The organism is Dyadobacter linearis (genome assembly GCF_907165045.1).
Taxonomy (GTDB): Bacteria; Bacteroidota; Bacteroidia; order Cytophagales; family Spirosomataceae; genus Dyadobacter; species Dyadobacter linearis.
Window position 1 is genome coordinate 1,142,566 of record NZ_CAJRAU010000001.1, and the last position, 16,807, is coordinate 1,159,372.

The following is a 16,807-nucleotide window of genomic DNA, read 5'->3' on the forward strand; positions in this document are numbered from 1 at the left end:
ACCTTCTTTTCAGCGTTAACCCGCATTAAAGTGTCGGCAAGGTCAAAATTGAGATTACGGGATTATATTGCGGGAAGTGCGCGGCTTGTCAGGACCACCAACCTGATCATTGTCGCATTGACCCAATACCTGACCCGCATTCTCCTCATCGGCCCGCGGGAGAACTGGCGCGAGATCGTACTGGATCCCTACCTTTTTCTGCTATCGCTTTCCACAGTTTGCATTGCCGCCGCAGGTTACATTATCAACGATTATTTTGATGTTAAAATAGATATTGTCAACAAGCCGGAGCGGGTTGTGGTAGGCAGGTATCTCAAAAGGCGCTGGGCAATAGGCGCGCACCAGATCCTGAATGTGATGGGTGCAGTGCTCGGGCTCGCGGTCAGCCCGTATATTTTCCTGATCAACGTATTCTCGATTACGCTGCTCTGGTTTTACTCCGAGCGTTTCAAGCGGCTGCCTTTTATAGGCAACTTCATCGTATCGCTGCTCACGGCTATGACTTTGCTCATCCTGACCGTTCATTATCCTGAAAACCGGCATCTGGTGTTTATTTATGCAGTTTTTTCATTCTTCATTTCACTGGTCCGGGAAATTGTGAAGGATATGGAGGATATCAAAGGCGATCAGGCGCACGGCTGCCGGACATTGCCTATTATCTGGGGTATTCCGCGCACCCGCAATTTCCTGTATATAGTGCTGGTACTATTCATTTTCGCACTTTTTGCGATGGCGAGGGTATTGAATAACAGCTTGCTCGTGCTACTTTTCATTCTGTTGCTGCTGCCGATTTTATACCTCGCATTCCAGCTTTCCCGGGCTGATACGCGCCGCGATTTCAGGCAGGTGAGCAGCTTATGCAAGATCATTATGCTGCTTGGGCTTATGACAATGATCTGGGCCTGACAGGATTTTAATTTCCTTTAAATCAATATAGCTGCCACCCGCCCGCTATACTGCCGCAAGAAAGTATATTTACAGGTTTCCAATCTAAATCACGAATCGATCGACGAATTATGAAAAAGCTTTTACTATGGACAATTGTTTGTCTGGTTTCGCTGCAAATACCTGCATTCGCCCAGGATTGTGCCGGCCTCACGCTCAAAGAAGGTTCCGGATTTGAAATGAACAATTACGACGCAAAAGGAAGGCCGGCCGGCAAAATGATCTACAAGATTGCGAAGGTCACGAAAGATGGCGCGTACACCGTTTTCAAGATCGATATGGAGTTTTTTAATACCAAAGAAAAGTCGGAACTGAAAAATACGTACGAGATGAAATGCGATGGAAATGTAATGTTACTCGACGCCAGTTCGCTCGTGAATCAGGAGCAAATGAAGTCTTTCCAAAATATGGAGATGGAATTCACTTATGAAAATATAGAATACCCTACGAAATACCAGGTAGGCGACAAGCTCAAAGACGCTTCTGTAAAAGGAAAGGGCAAGACTGGTGCCGCGCCGGTTGCATTCAATATGCTGATCAGGAACAGAAATATAAGCGCGCAGGAAAAGCTTACAGTCCCGGCAGGAACGTTCGATGCATACAAGCTGAATGCAGATATGAACATGGAAATGGTAATGGGATTTCCGATCAAAATGGAAATGCAGAGTATCTCGTACCGCACGCCGGGCGTTATCTGGGACCTGAAAACAGAAACTTATCGCAAGGGTAAACTGATGGGTTATAGCGAGCTGACGAAAATATACTGACCAGCGCATTTAAAATACGATTTTGTCAAAGAACGGCTTTCGAATGAATTCGTAAGCCGTTCTTTTTTAGCTTTGTCACAATTCTAAGATCAAACTCATCGATATAATATTAGTAACACCAATGAAAAGAATTGCCATTTTCGCTTCCGGCTCCGGCACGAACGCAGAAAACATAAGCGAATATTTTGCAGACAGGGAAGACGTGGAAGTTTCGCTGATATTTACCAACAATCCCATGGCAGGTGTGATCAAAAGAGCCTGCCGATTACAGATCCCGGTTGTATTTTTTGATAAAAAGACATTTTACGAAACGGGAAAAATCCCGCAGATCCTGCAAAATGAGCGCATTGATCTGGTTGTGCTGGCAGGTTTCATGATGCTGGTACCCGTTCCACTGGTGGCTGCTTTCCCCAATAAAATCATCAATATCCACCCGGCGCTTCTGCCCAAATATGGCGGCAAAGGTATGTACGGGCATTTTGTTCACGAAGCAGTGGTGCAGGCCGGCGAGAAGGAATCAGGCATAACGATCCATTACGTGAATGAACATTATGACGAAGGCAATATCATTTTTCAGGCAACCTGCGACCTTGATCCCGCCGATAACGCCAGCGCCGTCGCTACCCGCATTCACGCACTGGAATACGAACATTATCCCCGGGTTATAGACGAACTTCTTTCCAAGCAATAGCCGCAAATGCTCTATTTCGCACTGGCAGTTGTATTCACTGTCGCCCTTTACCTGATCATGCGCGCCTACCCGCGTTACCAGGTCAATTCATTTCACGCGGTTGTTTTTAATTACTATTCCTGCGTGCTGACCGGCTTGGTCCTTACGCCGGACCTGGCTGTTTTTCAGCAGGTTAAATGGAATTCAGAAGGTACGCTGCTTACTCTTGCGCTCGGCTCCCTGTTTGTCACTGCATTTATGCTGATCGGTCTCACAGCACAAAAAGTAAGCGTGACAGCCGCGTCGCTGGCGGGTAATATGTCGCTGGTTATCCCAGTACTTTTCGGTCTTTTTGTATTTAAAAACAATAACAAGGACTTTACTTTCCTGAACTACGCCGGCCTCATGGTAGCGCTCGCAGCACTGGCATTAGGTGCTATACAGACCAAAGACAAGACTAAAAACCAGCCTCAGGGCGCATTGAGTGCACTATGGATATTTCCGGTGCTCACGTTTCTTGCATCGGGCACCAATAATACGCTGATCAATTTCTTGTCTGTCAAATATTACGAGCCCGGGCAGACCACTGTTTTCATGATCATCGCCTGCACAGGCGCAGTGGTGATCGGTACAACGATATTGATTTACAGGATTTTTGCATGCAAAGAGCAACTAAAATTGAGGAGTATCATCGGCGGACTAATCCTGGGCGTTCCTAATTTCCTATCCCTGTATTTCCTGTTGCTCGCGCTGGCTTCATTCGGCAATAGCGCAGCTTTCGTTTTTCCGATCTACAATATCCTCAGCATGCTCGTTTCCTCGGTAGCAGCGTGGCTCATTTACAGGGAACGGTTGAATTCTTTGAACAAATGGGGGCTTGTTTTGGCCGTAATTGCTATAATACTCATCTCCTATCAGGAATTGAACTTCTAACAAACCTGCCTAATGCCTGAACCTTCCGGAAAAATCCGTCCTCAGATCGGGGTATTTGATTTGGGGATGATCGTGATCAGTCTTGTGATCGGTATCGGCATTTTCAGAACTCCGGCGATAGTCGCGAAGCAGGCAGGAAGCCCGGAGATATTCTTTTCAGCGTGGATCGCGGGCGGGGTTGTGAGTTTGATCGGCGCTTTCGTTTTTGCTGAAATAGGCAGCAGACACCATTTTCCCGGTGGTTTTTACAAGCTGATCTCGACTGCATTCCACCCGCTATATGCATTCATGATCAACTGGGTGATCGTACTTACCTATGGCGCGGGCATGGCCGGCGTTGCATTGATCGGTTCTGAATACCTCAATCCGCTGCTTCCTGATTTTGCCCGCGGCCAGAAAGGCATTCTGGTTACTGCGATTATTACACTGTTGTTTTTTTATGTAGTGAATATGCTGGGGATCAAGTCCGGCTCACGTACGCAGAATATCCTTAGCAGTGTCAAAATTCTGATGATGCTTGCGCTTTGTACCGGTATTTTTTATTCCAATACAAGTAATGAAGTCGTGACTGTTACACCGGAACTTTCGGGCGGAAACTGGCTTTCCGCCTTTGGGGCGAGCCTGATCGCCGTGTTCTATACTTTTGGCGGGTATCAGCAAACATTGAATTTCGGCGCGGATATTAAAGATCCGGTTCGTAATACACCGCGGGGGATTTTCCTGGGCATGTTCCTGATTTTGGCTTTGTATCTGGCGCTCAACTATACTTATTATAATGTACTCGGTTACGAGGGTTTAAGTAATTCAAGTCTGATAGCCGCTGACGCAGCCAACGTTTTGTTTGGTCCGTCGGGGAAAATATTTTTCTCCCTCGCTATATTTTGCTCGGTACTCGGCTTTATCAATGCGACCATGCTTTCGCTCCCGAGGGTATATTACGCACTGGCCGACGACCATATTCTGCCGCAGATATTTAAGAAAGTCAACGAACGCACGCAGGTTCAGGAGTTTGCACTTACTTTCCTGATCGTAACTACGCTGCTTTCACTCTGGGTGCTGGATACTTTCGAGCAGATTGTGAATTACGTGATGTCCGTCGACGGGATTGCGCTGGCGAGCGCGGCCGCTACGCTCTTTGTTTTCAGGAAGCGGGCGGGAAAGAACGATCCGCATCAAGGCTTCAAGGTCTGGGGATATCCTTATCTGCCTGGATTATTTGTGCTGTTTCTACTAGTTACTGCCATTAATGTAATCGTGACTGATCCGAGCTCGGCAATTGTCGGCTGGGCGTTGTTCCTGGGTGGCGCTCCACTCTACTACATTCTTCAATGGCTGGGAAAACGCAAATAGCCGAGCTCCCTCTGTCTTCTGAGGTGAACGTATACACTTGTAGACGAATTTCCCCGATTTTCAGCTTCATTTTCTGAATATAATTATCCAAATACGAGCTGGTTCATCTCAATAGGATCGTTGTCAACATTATAAGCATCTCACAAGGATCTGGTACGCATTTTTCTGAACGTATAGTAAAGTGTACCCAAATTCTAATCAAATGAAAAATTGTATTATTTTACTACTGGTCACATTCCTTTGTGTTCAGCAGTCACACGCTCAGGAAAACGTTTCAATAGGACCAATGGCAGGAGTTTCGATCGCCAACTTTCGCGGCGACATCTCAAACACCGATTGGAAACCCGGGTTGACAGTCGGCGGGTTTTATAATTACAGCTCTAAAACGGGTTTTGGTTTCAGCGGGCAACTGCTCTTTACCCAACTCGGCGCGCAAACTGACGACAAGCGAAATGCCATTAATCTCAACTACATCCAGGCTCCGCTGCTCGCTACATTCTATTTTGGTCAATACGGAGACAATGTAAGACCTAAAATTTTCCTCGGACCTTCGCTGAACTTTTTGGTTGGCGCGAGAAATAAGAATGGGGACAATATCAATGGAAATTCAAACGACCGCGTTTATAGCCCATTTGACCTCGGTGGAGTAGTTGGTGCAGGTATTAACTTCCGGTTGCAAGATAAGATCTGGCTCAACTTTGACGCACGTTACGGATTCGGCCTATTGGATGTTACGAGGCTTGATAATTCGAATATAAAAAATAACAACTGGGGCATCAATGCCGGAATCAGTTTCCCGCTTGGGACTTACGATAGCGGTTCAGGCAGACTGCGCACCCGTTAACACGCACTGTTGAAAGTACTCCAACACACTACCTATAAGAATGCGTTAACACACTATTTCATAAATAAGAAAGGGCATCTCAGCTGAGAATGCCCTTTTTTTATATTTTACCAATACCAAAATTGAGTATTGTGTCTCACCTTACACCCGGACTTCAATAACCGGCAGATAAGGCGTAACTTTGCGCCTCAATTTGAATTGCATTATGACTTTTGAAGAATTAAATCTGACCAAACCTCTCCTGAACGCATTGCAGGATTCGGGTTATACTACTCCTACTACGATTCAGCATAAGGTATTTTCTGTGATGATGTCCGGGAAAGACGTGTGCGGCATTGCCCAGACCGGGACCGGAAAAACGATCGCTTACCTGCTGCCTACACTCCGCCAGCTTGAATATTCGAAAGACAGATTACCGCAGTTACTTATTCTTGTACCTACCAGGGAACTCGTTGTACAGGTAGTGGAGGAAGTGAGAAAACTGGCCACTTACCTGACGCTGGAAGTGGTTGGTGTTTACGGAGGCGGGAATATTAAGGTACAAATGGCAGAACTGCATCAGGGCGCCGATGTGGTGGTGGCCACGCCGGGCCGGCTGTACGATCTTGCATTGAATGGATCATTGAAAACCAAAGCGATCAAGAAGCTGGTAATAGATGAAGTAGACGAAATGCTGAATCTGGGTTTTCGGACACAGCTGAAAAATATCCTTGATCTTTTACCTCAAAAAAGGCAAAACCTGCTTTTCTCGGCGACTCTTTCCCAGGATGTGGAGAATCTGATGCAGGAATATTTTAATAGCCCGGTGCGCGTGGAAGCCGCGCCTGCCGGTACGCCGCTGGACAATATAGAACAGTACGCCTACGAAGTCCCGAATTTTTACACCAAAGTAAATCTGCTTGACCTGCTGCTGGAAGAACACGAAGAAATGAATAAGGTGCTGATCTTTGTGGCAACGAAAAAGCTCGCCGATCAGCTGTATAACCAGCTTGAAGTAGGTTATCTCAACAAAATCGGGGTAATGCATTCAAACAAGGAGCAGAATCACCGTTTCAATACGATCAGGCAGTTTCACGATGGTACCTTCCGACTTTTGATCGCTACGGATATTATAGCCCGCGGTCTCGACATAGCAGAAGTGTCCCACGTTTTCAATTTCGATATTCCCGAATCGCCCGAAAATTATATCCACAGAATAGGCAGAACCGGCCGCGCTGACCGAAAGGGTGTGGCCATTTCCTTTATTACTGAAAAAGAAAAGGAATTTCAGGAAGAAATAGAGGCATTAATGGAATTCAAGATACCAATGGTACCGCTTCCGGAAAATTTGAAAATCTCCGAGATACTTACGCCCGACGAAGAGCCGAAGATCTACATGAAAGACGTGCTTTTCAAAGCGCCTAAACGCGAAGATGTAGGTCCTGCATTCCACGAAAAAATCCCGAAAAATCAAAAGGTGAATATCCGCCGCGACCACGCCAAAGAGAAAATGCAGAAGTACGGCAGGCCGATCAAAAGGTCCGGGAAGAAATAAGCAATGTCGGTTTCAAGGAGGTTTCAAAAAAAATAAATTTTTTTTCTATCTCACTGATCCAAATGTTTTGCGGCATCGTAAATAGGATCAGATGTGCTGAAAACTGTTGAGAGATATAAAGTATTCAGCAATATCTTTTGAATTGGTTAGGATCCGGCCGCTTAGGTGGTCAATCAAAGAATACAATTAATTATTGTGGAGGGTAAGGTAATACATAGAGAGGGTGACCATGTCACCCTCTCTTTATTTTAGCATAAAAAAGGCCCTCAGAAATATTCTGAGAGCCTTTTTCTATTTTGAGAACCATCTTAATGGTTTGAACTGACTTTTTCAAGATTGAACAGATCGTTCAATACATCTATGAGCGTTTCTGCTTCGCCTCGCTTACATGCGGCTTTCAATTGCAGCACAGGAAGTTTGAGGATTTTCTGCATCATGCTCGTCGTAATGCGTTCCACTTTTTCAAGCTCTGAATCGCTCAGGTTTTTGGTAAAACGGGTAAGTTCTTCTTTTCTGATCTGTTCCAGCGCGCCTTTCAGCTTTTGAATAGTCGGAGAAACGACCATTTCCCTCGACCAGTCATTGAATTCTAAAACCGCTTCGCCGATGATCTCTCTCACGTGCGGCACGGCTGCCAACCGGCGGTGCAATGCTGCGTCAGCCTTCGAGCGAATCGAATCAATGGTATAAAGCATTACACCCGGAATTTCTTCCACTTCAGGCGAAACACTTCTTGGTACTGAAAGATCAATGAAATATTTAAAAGACATTCCACGCAGGCGGACCATCATTTCTTTGGTAAAGAAAGGTTCGTTGCGGGCAATAGAAGATACGATAATGTCTGCTCTGGAAACTTCCGTTTCGATATCTGCAAAATCGGCTACCCTGAAACCAAGCGTGGCGGCTAATTCTTCTGATTTGCTTCGCGTTCTGTTGACAAGCGTCACATCCGCATTGGCGTTTTCAGCCAGATTTTTACAAACATCTGCACCAATTTCACCCAATCCTACGATCAGTATCCTTGGATTTGGCATTAATCCTTCCAGCATTTCGACCGCTGCATAAGATATGGAAGCAGCGCCGTCGCGGAAGAATGTTTCCTGCGCAACACGTTTATTAGCAAAAAAGATGGTGTGCAATAAACGGTGCAAAAACGGCCCGGCCATATTCAGATCCGCCGACCATTGGTACGCGTGCTTGATCTGGTTCGGGATTTGCATATCACCAACAACCTGCGATTGCAGACCAGTAGCTACCTGAAATAAATGGTGAACTGCTAGTTCCCCGTCACTAAAACGCTCGAAATATGATTTGAAAAGATCGGTGTCAACAATGCCCTTCTCGATGAGAAGTAACTTGATAATATCCTCATTCAGGTCAGATGAGGCAGAATAATATATTTCGGTACGGTTGCAGGTAGATACGACGAGAACGTCGGAAACATCGAAGAAATCTTTTAGACGCAGCATAATGCTCTTTGCCTCCGCCTCATTCAATGCTAACTGTTCCCTTATGGCAAGAGGAGCGTTCCGATGTGATAAACTTATTAATTTGAACTGATTATACATCACTTTGTCTAGTCAATATGCAAAAATACGGCACAAACTTTCAATAGAAAAGTTAAAGCAGAGTAAGGGGTTTATTTAGAAAGCATTTAAATAATTATGGTTAATGCTATGCGAAATAACAACGAACCTTCACCCGGAAATATGATTCAGATCAGTTTTATAGGTGACGATACGGGCCAACTTAGACGATCTTAAATCCACTAAGCTTAATTATTTTGCGTTATTTGTACTACAACATAATTTTCCGGCAGCTCGTGCCACGGCAACTGAATGATCAGTCAAACTCCCAAGCAAAAACCGCGATTTCGTCTGCATCCGGCAGCCATATTAAACAGCCAGCGCCTGCGCCGCTCGCTGATGGATACCTACGATCAGAAGAGTGCTTATAAGTATCTGATCGGGATTATTCTGCTCCTGCTCAGTATCAGTTCACTTTTTTACACCAACATATTGGTCGAAGAACTGGAACAAAGGGAGGAGCGCGAGGTACAACTTTACGCGGAAGGGCTTCGGTATGTGGTAAATAGTCCGCTGGATGAAAACTTCAATGTGGTGTACCAGGTAATCCAGGACGCTGTCAATTTTTACCAGATCCCGGCCATTTATGTAGATGAAAATAACCTGACTTCCCCCGACCGGACGATGAATATCGATTTCCCGGTGACGATCAGTGCACAGGAAAAGGAACGCATGATCCAGGAGAAGCTGGCCGTTATGAAGCTCGAACACCCGCCTATTCCGGTGGAGCTCGGCAAAGGACGCACGGGCTATATTTATTACAGTAACTCATTTCTACTCACCCAATTACGATACTATCCTTTTCTGCAACTTTCGGTGATGCTTTTGATCGGCTACCTCGCCTATCTGGCATTCAGTTCGGCCAGGAAGGCGGAACAAAACCGGGTTTGGGTGGGCTTGGCGAAGGAAACTGCGCACCAGCTGGGCACGCCGCTGTCGTCGCTGATGGCGTGGGTGGAATATTTCAGAAGCGATCCAAACATTGATCCCTCTATTGCCGAGGAAATCGAAAAGGATGTGATCCGCCTTGAAATGATCACTACCCGCTTTTCCAACATCGGCTCTATTCCCACACTGAAAGCCGAGCCGGTCGCCGAGATCCTGAATAATTTTGTCAGTTATCTTGAAAAAAGGGTTTCATCCAAAGTGAAGTTTACGGTGTACAATCAGCTCGCCGACGAGCAGACTGCGCTTTTAAACAAAAATCTGTTTGAATGGGTGATAGAGAATATATGCAAGAATGCGGTAGATGCAATGGGCGGGATCGGCGAAATTAACGTCACACTACAGGCGCCGCCGAACAACAATGAGATGTGGATCGATATTGCAGATACCGGCAAAGGAATGACGAAAGCTAATATGAACAAGATCTTCAATCCCGGGTTCAGTACCAAAAAAAGGGGCTGGGGACTGGGGCTTACATTGGCAAAAAGGATCATCGAAAATTACCACTCGGGCAAGCTTTTCGTGAAAAATTCGGAGATAGGCAAAGGAACTACATTCCGTATCATATTAAACGCCAGCATCGTAGAGTGATGCCGGCGTTTTGTATTTGGTTTTCGAATGAATTTTATCTGTAAACCGGAACTGTAACTTCGTCGGTAGGCGGGTTAAGCTGGTTACTGATGTGGAATGCACGGTCGATAATGCGCACTTTGAATTTCACTTTCGTTAAAACAGCATTATCGAGGTAACGGAAAGGAATTTTCAGATCGAGCTTACCTTTAATCGGCCCCGCTTTTCCGTCTGGTTTAAGCATAGGAAAGAATTTAAAACTATCTCCCTCCATCACCGTCTCCGACCAGCTGCTATCCTTGTTCATGATCATGGTCACCAGTTCGTAATTGGCAGGCATCCCCCAGCCTGGCACATTCTTGTACGCAGAAGTAAACTCAGGTTTCTGAACATCTTCCGAAGACGCGCCCAGATCTCCGTCGCCATCTTCAAAATCGACTGTGATCGTCACCACTTCTGTCCGTTGCAGCTTACCTGAAATCGTATCAGATTCGGTATATTGATCTATTCCGTTATAATAAATTCTTGGCGTTTCGTCGAAATTGGGGATATCGACACATCCTGCCATTGAAACCGCAAATAAGAGGAAGAGGGAAACTTTCAGCTTCATATCACTTCAATTTTTAACTTTGTACTTATATCCTACGAAAGTAACAGTATTGGAACTTCAAAACAATATAGCGGTTACCGAACTTAGACAGCGCCTCAGGGACCAGATTCTGACATTTGAACCCTCTGATTTCGAGAAACTGGCGCTGCAAATCTTCCGCTATCAAGCCGACCATAATCCCATTTACAAACAGTTTATCGGTCACCTGCAAATCGATCCGGGGACTGTCGAAAAACTGACTGATATCCCATTTCTGCCTATTCAATTTTTCAAAACGCACAGGATCAAAACCGGGGCTGTTTCTAAGGTAAAAACTACTTTTGAAAGCAGCGGGACAACTGGTCAGCAAACGAGCCGCCACGATCTGTACGATCCTGAGCTTTACGAAACGATCTCAGAACAGATTTTCAGGGAAAAATACGGAGACCTTAATCACTTCCATATTCTCGCCCTATTGCCGTCATACCTTGAACGAAACAACTCTTCGCTCGTGTATATGCTGCAACATTTTATTAAGGCCAGCGGCTCCCCTTTTTCAGGATTTTATTTGAATAACACAGCGGAAATGCTGAAAAACCTGCGCAGTCTCATTGCAAAGCCCGACGGTAAGCAGGTACTGTTAATGGGCGTGACCTTCGCATTGCTGGACCTGGCTGAAAATGAAGCTGATCTTCAATTTTTGAAGCAAAAAAACGACCTCATCGTGATGGACACTGGCGGTATGAAAGGGCGCAGGCGCGAAATGCTGCGGGAAGAAGTGCACGATATATTGACGTCGGCTTTCGGTGTGCCGCAAATTCACTCCGAATATGGTATGACGGAGTTACTTTCCCAGGGATATTCCAGCGGCTCAGGACTCTTTACGGCGGGCCGCACCATGCGGATTTTGCTGCGTGATATCAATGATCCTTTGTCCGTTTATGATCATAATATCAGCTTATCGAAAACCGGCGGTATCAATGTGATCGACCTGGCGAACCTTGACAGCTGTTCTTTCATCGAAACGCAGGATCTGGGTCGCTTTGGCGAGGCTGAGGGTAGCTTTTATGTGATGGGAAGATTTGATAATTCTGATATTCGTGGCTGCAATTTAATGGTCCTGTGATGCGTTTTACCTCCATTATTCCGACTGCAATTATTCGTACTGCAACTTTAATGCCATTTTAATTAGTCATAGCTGACTGGATCTCAGACTGCTACCTATCAGTTTTCTTATATAGAATTGTTCTAACAAGTTCGGTTTAGAATATTTCATAATTTAGCTTGATTGTTTAAAAATTGCATTAATCGAATGTATTATTACATTTTGGATTGTTAACTAATATTATAATATATACCAAATGAAAAGACGTGATGCCCTTGGCCGAGTAGCGCTCCTGATGGGTGGAACACTTTCCGCCCCTACGATCCTGGCTTTCCTGGAAAGTTGCAAATCGGCTACCGACACTTCTACCGCTACCGGTTTCTCCTTTTCCACTGATCGCAAGGCATTGGTCTCAGAAGTTGCAGAAATGATCATTCCAAAAACTGACACACCCGGTGCAAAGGATGCAAAAGTGGGTGAGTTCATCGAGAAAATGCTGAATGAATGCTATTCAGAAAAAGATCAGGATAGTTTTACAAAAGGACTTGACGCTTTGGAGAAGAAGGATTTCATGAAATCCTCCGCTGCCGACAGAACTACTATTTTGAAAGAAATGGAAAAATCGGCGAAAGATGAGATTGCAAAAGCCGATACGGAGAAGAAAGCCAGAGCCGAAGAGGAAAAGAAAAAGTATACCGAAGCCGGTAAAGAGTATAGCGATGCGGGTGTGCCATTTTTTAGGTTGATGAAGGAACTGACCTTACTGGGCTATTTCACTTCGGAAGTTGGGGCAACGCAGGCATTGGAATATGTGCCGGTACCTGGCAGATATGACGGTTGCATTGACTATAAACCGGGGCAGAAAGCCTGGGCAATGTAAAAATTTAGACGAATCGGAGCAGCCGCCTTACTTCATAAAATCGATATTATTCACTATGAATCTGAATTTAAAAGCAACAAAACAAGCCACTTACGACGCCATCGTAGTTGGTTCGGGTATCAGCGGCGGCTGGGCAGCTAAGGAGCTGACAGAAAAGGGATTGAAAGTCCTGATGCTGGAAAGAGGCCGTGACATCAAACACATTACCGATTACAAAACTGCTACCCTTGCTCCCTGGGAGCTGGAACACAGAGGCCGGGTTACGACCGTGGCCAAAGAAGAATACTGGGCAGGAATGCGCACTGGCTACACGGCCAATGAAGAACACCGGTATCTTTTCGAGAATGACAAAGAAAATCCTTACGAAGAAACGAGGAAGTTTGACTGGATCCGCGCCTACCACGTAGGAGGCCGCTCACTGTTGTGGGGACGCCAGAGCTACCGCCTCAACCCTGCTGATTTTGAAGCAAATGGAAAGGAAGGCATTGGTGTAGACTGGCCGGTACGCTATGCAGAGATTGCGCCCTGGTACGATTACGTCGAAAAATTCGCAGGTATCAGCGGAGCAAAGGACGGACTGGATGTATTGCCGGACGGTAATTTCCTGCCACCAATGCAAATGAACTGCGTTGAAAAACATGTGAAAGGCGAGGTTGAGAAAAAATTTGCAGGCCGCCACATTATCATGGGACGCGCCGCGCACCTTACCCAGCCGCAGAATTTCCATACTGAACTGGGCCGCGCTGCTTGTCAGTTCAGGAATATGTGTATGAGAGGCTGTCCTTACGGTGCCTATTTCAGCACGCAGTCTGCTACACTTCCTGCGGCTCAGAAAACAGGAAATCTGACCATGATCACCGATTCGATCGTGTCGGAAGTTATTTTTGATGATAAACTGAATAAGGTAACCGGAGTGCGCGTGATTGATCAGAATACACTTGAAAGCAAGGAGTATTTTGCCAAGATCATATTCATGAATGCGTCTGCGATCGCCTCTGCGTCAATCCTAATGAACTCCAAATCGAAACGTTTCCCGAACGGACTGGGTAACGAAAGTGACCAGCTGGGCCGGAATATCATGGACCATCACCTGGCGGTAGGTGCACGCGGTGATATGGACGGATTTGAAGATAAATATTATTTTGGTCGTCGTGCCAATGGTATCTATATACCTCGTTACCGCAACTGGGGAACGGATAAGAGAGATTACGTAAGAGGTTTTGGATATCAGGGCGGAGCCAGCCGCGAAAGCTGGGGCCGCGGTGTGAGTACCGACGGTTTTGGAGCTGATTTTAAAAAGCAGCTTACCGAGCCAGGCGCGTGGAGCATGAACCTTGGCGGATTCGGTGAAATGATCCCGAACGAAAAAAACAGGTTTACACTGCACCCAACCAAGAAAGACAAATGGGGGCTTCCTGTTGTCGTTTTCGATGCGGCTTATGGTGATAATGAGAAAAAGATGCGTGTCGATATGATGAACGACGCAGCGGAAATGCTCGAAGCAGCAGGCCTGAAAAACGTTGTTCCTTATAATGACGAATCAAAACACCCTGGAATTGGTATCCATGAAATGGGTACAGCGAGAATGGGTAACGATCCTAAAACGTCAGTATTGAACAAGCACAACCAGATCTGGGGCGCTGAGAACGTGTATGTGACCGACGGTGCGTTTATGACCTCGGCTTCCTGCGTGAACCCGTCACTTACTTATATGGCAATGACAGCAAGAGCTGCCGACCACGCAGTGAAAGAACTGAAAAAGATGAATGTTTAAGAACTGAGATACGATTTGAAAAACCCCGCCAGGTAAATCCAGCGGGGTTTTTTCTTTATATTTCAATTCTAAACCCACATGGATTTGAAAGACTTTACGCCAGCCCCGATACAACGGGTTTCTTCCGTCGATGCCTACCGTGGCTTTGTGATGTTTCTGATGATGGCTGAAGTGCTGCGCCTGGAACAGATATCCGAGTCATTTCCGGACAGTGCGTTCTGGTCTTTTCTGGCATTTCATCAAAGTCATGTACCCTGGGTAGGCTGCTCGCTCCACGATCTGATACAACCTTCATTTTCATTTTTGGTCGGTGTTGCAATGCCATATTCCATGGCAAGTCGGGCCAGCCAGAATCAAAGTACCGGCGTGATGTGGTATCATACCTTGCGCCGTTCCCTGATTTTGATCTTACTCGGCATCTTCCTCCGCTCGATGCATTCAACGCAGACGAATTTTACATTTGAAGATACATTAACACAAATAGGACTGGGATACCCGTTTTTATTCGCGCTCGCATTTGTGAATGAACGAATGCAATGGAGTGCGCTGGGAGTGATCCTGCTCGCCTATTTCCTCGCATTTGCGTTTTACCCTGCCCCGGGTCCCTACTTTGACTGGTCTCAAACCGGCACTACGGCCGATTGGGAGCATAATCTGAAAGGTTTTGCAGCACACTGGAATAAGAATACGAATCTGGCGTGGGCGTTTGACAGGTGGTTTTTGAACCTGTTCCCGCGCAGCAAACCGTTTCTGTTCAATGGCGGCGGGTATGCAACTTTAAGTTTTATTCCTACCCTGGGCACTATGCTGCTTGGTTTGATTGCTGGAAAATGGCTCAAATCAGCTCCGAATTATAGCTGGCTTATCAAGCGCTGTGCTATCACGGCAGCGATATTATTTGCATTAGCTATTATTCTAAATATCAGTGGTATCAACCCGATTGTAAAGAAGATATGGACGCCGGCGTGGACCCTATTCAGCGGCGGCTGGTGCTTTGTTCTGCTTGCGGCTTTCTATTACGTAGTGGATGTGAAGAACAACAAGCGGTTTTTCCTGTTCCTGATCGTGATCGGTACCAATTCCATCGCCGCCTATATTTTCGCACATACCATAGACAGCTTCATCGATCAGTCTTTCCGGATCAATATCAGTCCTAACTATGACCTGATTTTTGGTGAAGGATTGAAATCGCTGGTAAGCGGCGCGGTGATCCTATTGATCGAGTGGTGGATACTTTACTGGATGTACAAAAAGAAAATTTTCATTAAGATCTGATCGGTCTTACATTTAGAATTCACTTTCAAAAATGGCCATGTTAAAGCTCAACGCGGTTCACCATATCGCTATCATTTGTTCGGATTATCAAAAATCAAAAGCGTTTTATACAGAAGTGCTGGGATTTAATATTGACAGGGAAGTATTGCGTGCCGAGCGGCAGTCATACAAACTGGATCTTTCACTAAATGGTCAGTATTGCATTGAGTTGTTTTCTTTTCCCTCGCCGCCTGCTCGACCTTCCAGGCCAGAGGCGTGCGGCTTACGGCATATTGCCTTCGAAGTAACTGATATTGAAGAAGCTATTGCTGCATTGAACGAAAAGGAAATATATCCTGAACCGATCAGAGTGGATGAATTTACCGGAAAGCGATTCACATTCTTTGCCGATCCGGACGATCTTCCGATCGAACTTTATGAAGTGTGAATAGCGTGAATCAGGCCGCGGCGGTGTAAGATATCGTTTGTCTGCTATTCCCTTCCAACTTGCTGAGAACCTCGTAAAATTCGGCGATCCGATTCAAATGTTCATCCAGAATGCGGCAAGCTTCCAGTTCCCTGTCCATATAAGTGCGAAGTGCCTTATAATGCTGCAAAGTGGTACCTTCTAATTTTCTCAGACATGCTGCAACTTCCGACGGGGCTTTTGCATTTTCAAGTAATTGCAAACTGGCCAGTGAAGCGATCTGGTTGGTTTCGCTCAGTTCTTTATCTGTCAGGAAACATTTGAAATAATCGTAGATAGAGCGAATTTCTTTCTGAAACAGCACCGCGCTCACGTGCCCCTGGCTTAACAGCCGGCGAAAAGATCCCATGCTATCCTTTTTAAGGGCTTCCAGATAAAGTAGCTCCCGATTTTTCTGTTCAACCCACAATGCCCTGATAATAGGCACAAAGTTGTTAGTTCTCACATTTTCCATAACCCCTGATTTTGACCGTGACACTTCTTGCAAAAAATGTATGCCTGAGGTTACTAAATCGGAAGTGATATTCTTATTAAAACATCAATTCCAGCGTAAATGCAAAAAACGCAGTATTTA

Annotated in this window: 16 protein-coding genes; 13 read left to right on the forward strand and 3 right to left on the reverse strand. The window is 45.7% G+C overall.

What is annotated here, in order from left to right; all coding sequences use genetic code 11:
- The first annotated feature begins 24 nt into the window (after positions 1 to 24).
- The 7 genes from KOD92_RS04695 (at position 25) to KOD92_RS04725 (ending at position 7,043) form a co-directional block, all read left to right on the forward strand.
- The gene (locus KOD92_RS04695; RefSeq protein ID WP_215232647.1) at positions 25 to 906 is read left to right on the forward strand and encodes a geranylgeranylglycerol-phosphate geranylgeranyltransferase; all 882 of its coding nucleotides are present in this window, start codon (positions 25 to 27) and stop codon (positions 904 to 906) included.
- Positions 907 to 1,016: 110 nt separating this feature from the next.
- On the forward strand, positions 1,017 to 1,712 hold the full coding sequence (locus tag KOD92_RS04700; protein ID WP_215232338.1) for a TapB family protein: 696 nt from the start codon (positions 1,017 to 1,019) through the stop codon (positions 1,710 to 1,712).
- A 121-nt stretch (positions 1,713 to 1,833) separates the two neighbouring features.
- Positions 1,834 to 2,403, forward strand: a complete 570-nt coding sequence (purN, locus tag KOD92_RS04705) for a phosphoribosylglycinamide formyltransferase (protein ID WP_215232339.1) — start codon at positions 1,834 to 1,836, stop codon at positions 2,401 to 2,403.
- A 6-nt stretch (positions 2,404 to 2,409) separates the two neighbouring features.
- Positions 2,410 to 3,315: an EamA family transporter gene (locus KOD92_RS04710; protein WP_215232340.1), complete on the forward strand. Its 906-nt coding sequence runs from the start codon at positions 2,410 to 2,412 to the stop codon at positions 3,313 to 3,315.
- 12 nt (positions 3,316 to 3,327) lie between these two features.
- Positions 3,328 to 4,665 (forward strand): APC family permease, encoded by a 1,338-nt coding sequence (locus KOD92_RS04715; protein ID WP_215232341.1) that lies wholly within the window; start codon positions 3,328 to 3,330, stop codon positions 4,663 to 4,665.
- 202 nt (positions 4,666 to 4,867) lie between these two features.
- Complete coding sequence (locus KOD92_RS04720) at positions 4,868 to 5,509, forward strand: porin family protein (RefSeq protein ID WP_215232342.1); 642 nt, start codon at positions 4,868 to 4,870, stop codon at positions 5,507 to 5,509.
- 205 nt (positions 5,510 to 5,714) lie between these two features.
- Positions 5,715 to 7,043 carry a DEAD/DEAH box helicase gene (locus KOD92_RS04725; RefSeq protein WP_215232343.1) on the forward strand — a complete coding sequence of 443 codons (1,329 nt, stop codon included), beginning with the start codon at positions 5,715 to 5,717 and terminating at the stop codon, positions 7,041 to 7,043.
- Positions 7,044 to 7,351: 308 nt separating this feature from the next.
- Here KOD92_RS04725 and hemA read toward each other — a convergent pair whose 3' ends face one another.
- Positions 7,352 to 8,611 (reverse strand): glutamyl-tRNA reductase, encoded by a 1,260-nt coding sequence (hemA, locus tag KOD92_RS04730; protein WP_215232344.1) that lies wholly within the window; start codon positions 8,609 to 8,611, stop codon positions 7,352 to 7,354.
- A 270-nt stretch (positions 8,612 to 8,881) separates the two neighbouring features.
- Between hemA and KOD92_RS04735 the strand changes: the two genes are divergently transcribed.
- Positions 8,882 to 10,165 (forward strand): sensor histidine kinase, encoded by a 1,284-nt coding sequence (locus tag KOD92_RS04735; RefSeq protein ID WP_215232345.1) that lies wholly within the window; start codon positions 8,882 to 8,884, stop codon positions 10,163 to 10,165.
- A 34-nt stretch (positions 10,166 to 10,199) separates the two neighbouring features.
- Here the strand turns inward: KOD92_RS04735 and KOD92_RS04740 are convergent, their stop codons facing one another.
- Positions 10,200 to 10,754, reverse strand: a complete 555-nt coding sequence (locus KOD92_RS04740) for a hypothetical protein (RefSeq protein ID WP_215232346.1) — start codon at positions 10,752 to 10,754, stop codon at positions 10,200 to 10,202.
- Positions 10,755 to 10,803: 49 nt separating this feature from the next.
- Between KOD92_RS04740 and KOD92_RS04745 the strand changes: the two genes are divergently transcribed.
- The 5 genes from KOD92_RS04745 (at position 10,804) to gloA2 (ending at position 16,194) form a co-directional block, all read left to right on the forward strand.
- Entirely contained in the window at positions 10,804 to 11,859 is a 1,056-nt protein-coding gene (locus tag KOD92_RS04745; protein ID WP_215232648.1) for a LuxE/PaaK family acyltransferase, read from the forward strand.
- A gap of 235 nt (positions 11,860 to 12,094) precedes the next feature.
- On the forward strand, positions 12,095 to 12,718 hold the full coding sequence (locus tag KOD92_RS04750) for a gluconate 2-dehydrogenase subunit 3 family protein (protein ID WP_215232347.1): 624 nt from the start codon (positions 12,095 to 12,097) through the stop codon (positions 12,716 to 12,718).
- Positions 12,719 to 12,773: 55 nt separating this feature from the next.
- Positions 12,774 to 14,492, forward strand: coding sequence for an FAD-dependent oxidoreductase (locus tag KOD92_RS04755; RefSeq protein WP_215232348.1), 1,719 nt, complete (start codon positions 12,774 to 12,776; stop codon positions 14,490 to 14,492).
- A gap of 78 nt (positions 14,493 to 14,570) precedes the next feature.
- Positions 14,571 to 15,767 carry an acyltransferase family protein gene (locus KOD92_RS04760; RefSeq protein ID WP_215232349.1) on the forward strand — a complete coding sequence of 399 codons (1,197 nt, stop codon included), beginning with the start codon at positions 14,571 to 14,573 and terminating at the stop codon, positions 15,765 to 15,767.
- 37 nt (positions 15,768 to 15,804) lie between these two features.
- Positions 15,805 to 16,194: an SMU1112c/YaeR family gloxylase I-like metalloprotein gene (gene gloA2 / locus KOD92_RS04765; RefSeq protein WP_215232350.1), complete on the forward strand. Its 390-nt coding sequence runs from the start codon at positions 15,805 to 15,807 to the stop codon at positions 16,192 to 16,194.
- A gap of 10 nt (positions 16,195 to 16,204) precedes the next feature.
- On the opposite strand, the gene KOD92_RS04770 is transcribed toward gloA2, so the two are convergent.
- Positions 16,205 to 16,687 carry a hypothetical protein gene (locus KOD92_RS04770; RefSeq protein WP_215232351.1) on the reverse strand — a complete coding sequence of 161 codons (483 nt, stop codon included), beginning with the start codon at positions 16,685 to 16,687 and terminating at the stop codon, positions 16,205 to 16,207.
- Positions 16,688 to 16,807 lie beyond the last annotated feature (120 nt).

Bases quoted from the DNA above. Each gene is read 5' to 3' on its own strand.
- KOD92_RS04735 (WP_215232345.1), top strand. From the start codon at position 8,882: ATGATCAGTCAAACTCCCAAGCAAAAACCGCGATTTCGTCTGCATCCG.
- KOD92_RS04740 (WP_215232346.1), bottom strand. From the start codon at position 10,754: ATGAAGCTGAAAGTTTCCCTCTTCCTCTTATTTGCGGTTTCAATGGCA.
- KOD92_RS04715 (WP_215232341.1), top strand. From the start codon at position 3,328: ATGCCTGAACCTTCCGGAAAAATCCGTCCTCAGATCGGGGTATTTGAT.
- KOD92_RS04700 (WP_215232338.1), top strand. From the start codon at position 1,017: ATGAAAAAGCTTTTACTATGGACAATTGTTTGTCTGGTTTCGCTGCAA.
- KOD92_RS04710 (WP_215232340.1), top strand. From the start codon at position 2,410: ATGCTCTATTTCGCACTGGCAGTTGTATTCACTGTCGCCCTTTACCTG.
- hemA (WP_215232344.1), bottom strand. From the start codon at position 8,611: ATGTATAATCAGTTCAAATTAATAAGTTTATCACATCGGAACGCTCCT.
- KOD92_RS04770 (WP_215232351.1), bottom strand. From the start codon at position 16,687: ATGGAAAATGTGAGAACTAACAACTTTGTGCCTATTATCAGGGCATTG.
- KOD92_RS04755 (WP_215232348.1), top strand. From the start codon at position 12,774: ATGAATCTGAATTTAAAAGCAACAAAACAAGCCACTTACGACGCCATC.
- gloA2 (WP_215232350.1), top strand. From the start codon at position 15,805: ATGTTAAAGCTCAACGCGGTTCACCATATCGCTATCATTTGTTCGGAT.
- purN (WP_215232339.1), top strand. From the start codon at position 1,834: ATGAAAAGAATTGCCATTTTCGCTTCCGGCTCCGGCACGAACGCAGAA.
- KOD92_RS04750 (WP_215232347.1), top strand. From the start codon at position 12,095: ATGAAAAGACGTGATGCCCTTGGCCGAGTAGCGCTCCTGATGGGTGGA.
- KOD92_RS04760 (WP_215232349.1), top strand. From the start codon at position 14,571: ATGGATTTGAAAGACTTTACGCCAGCCCCGATACAACGGGTTTCTTCC.
- KOD92_RS04725 (WP_215232343.1), top strand. From the start codon at position 5,715: ATGACTTTTGAAGAATTAAATCTGACCAAACCTCTCCTGAACGCATTG.
- KOD92_RS04720 (WP_215232342.1), top strand. From the start codon at position 4,868: ATGAAAAATTGTATTATTTTACTACTGGTCACATTCCTTTGTGTTCAG.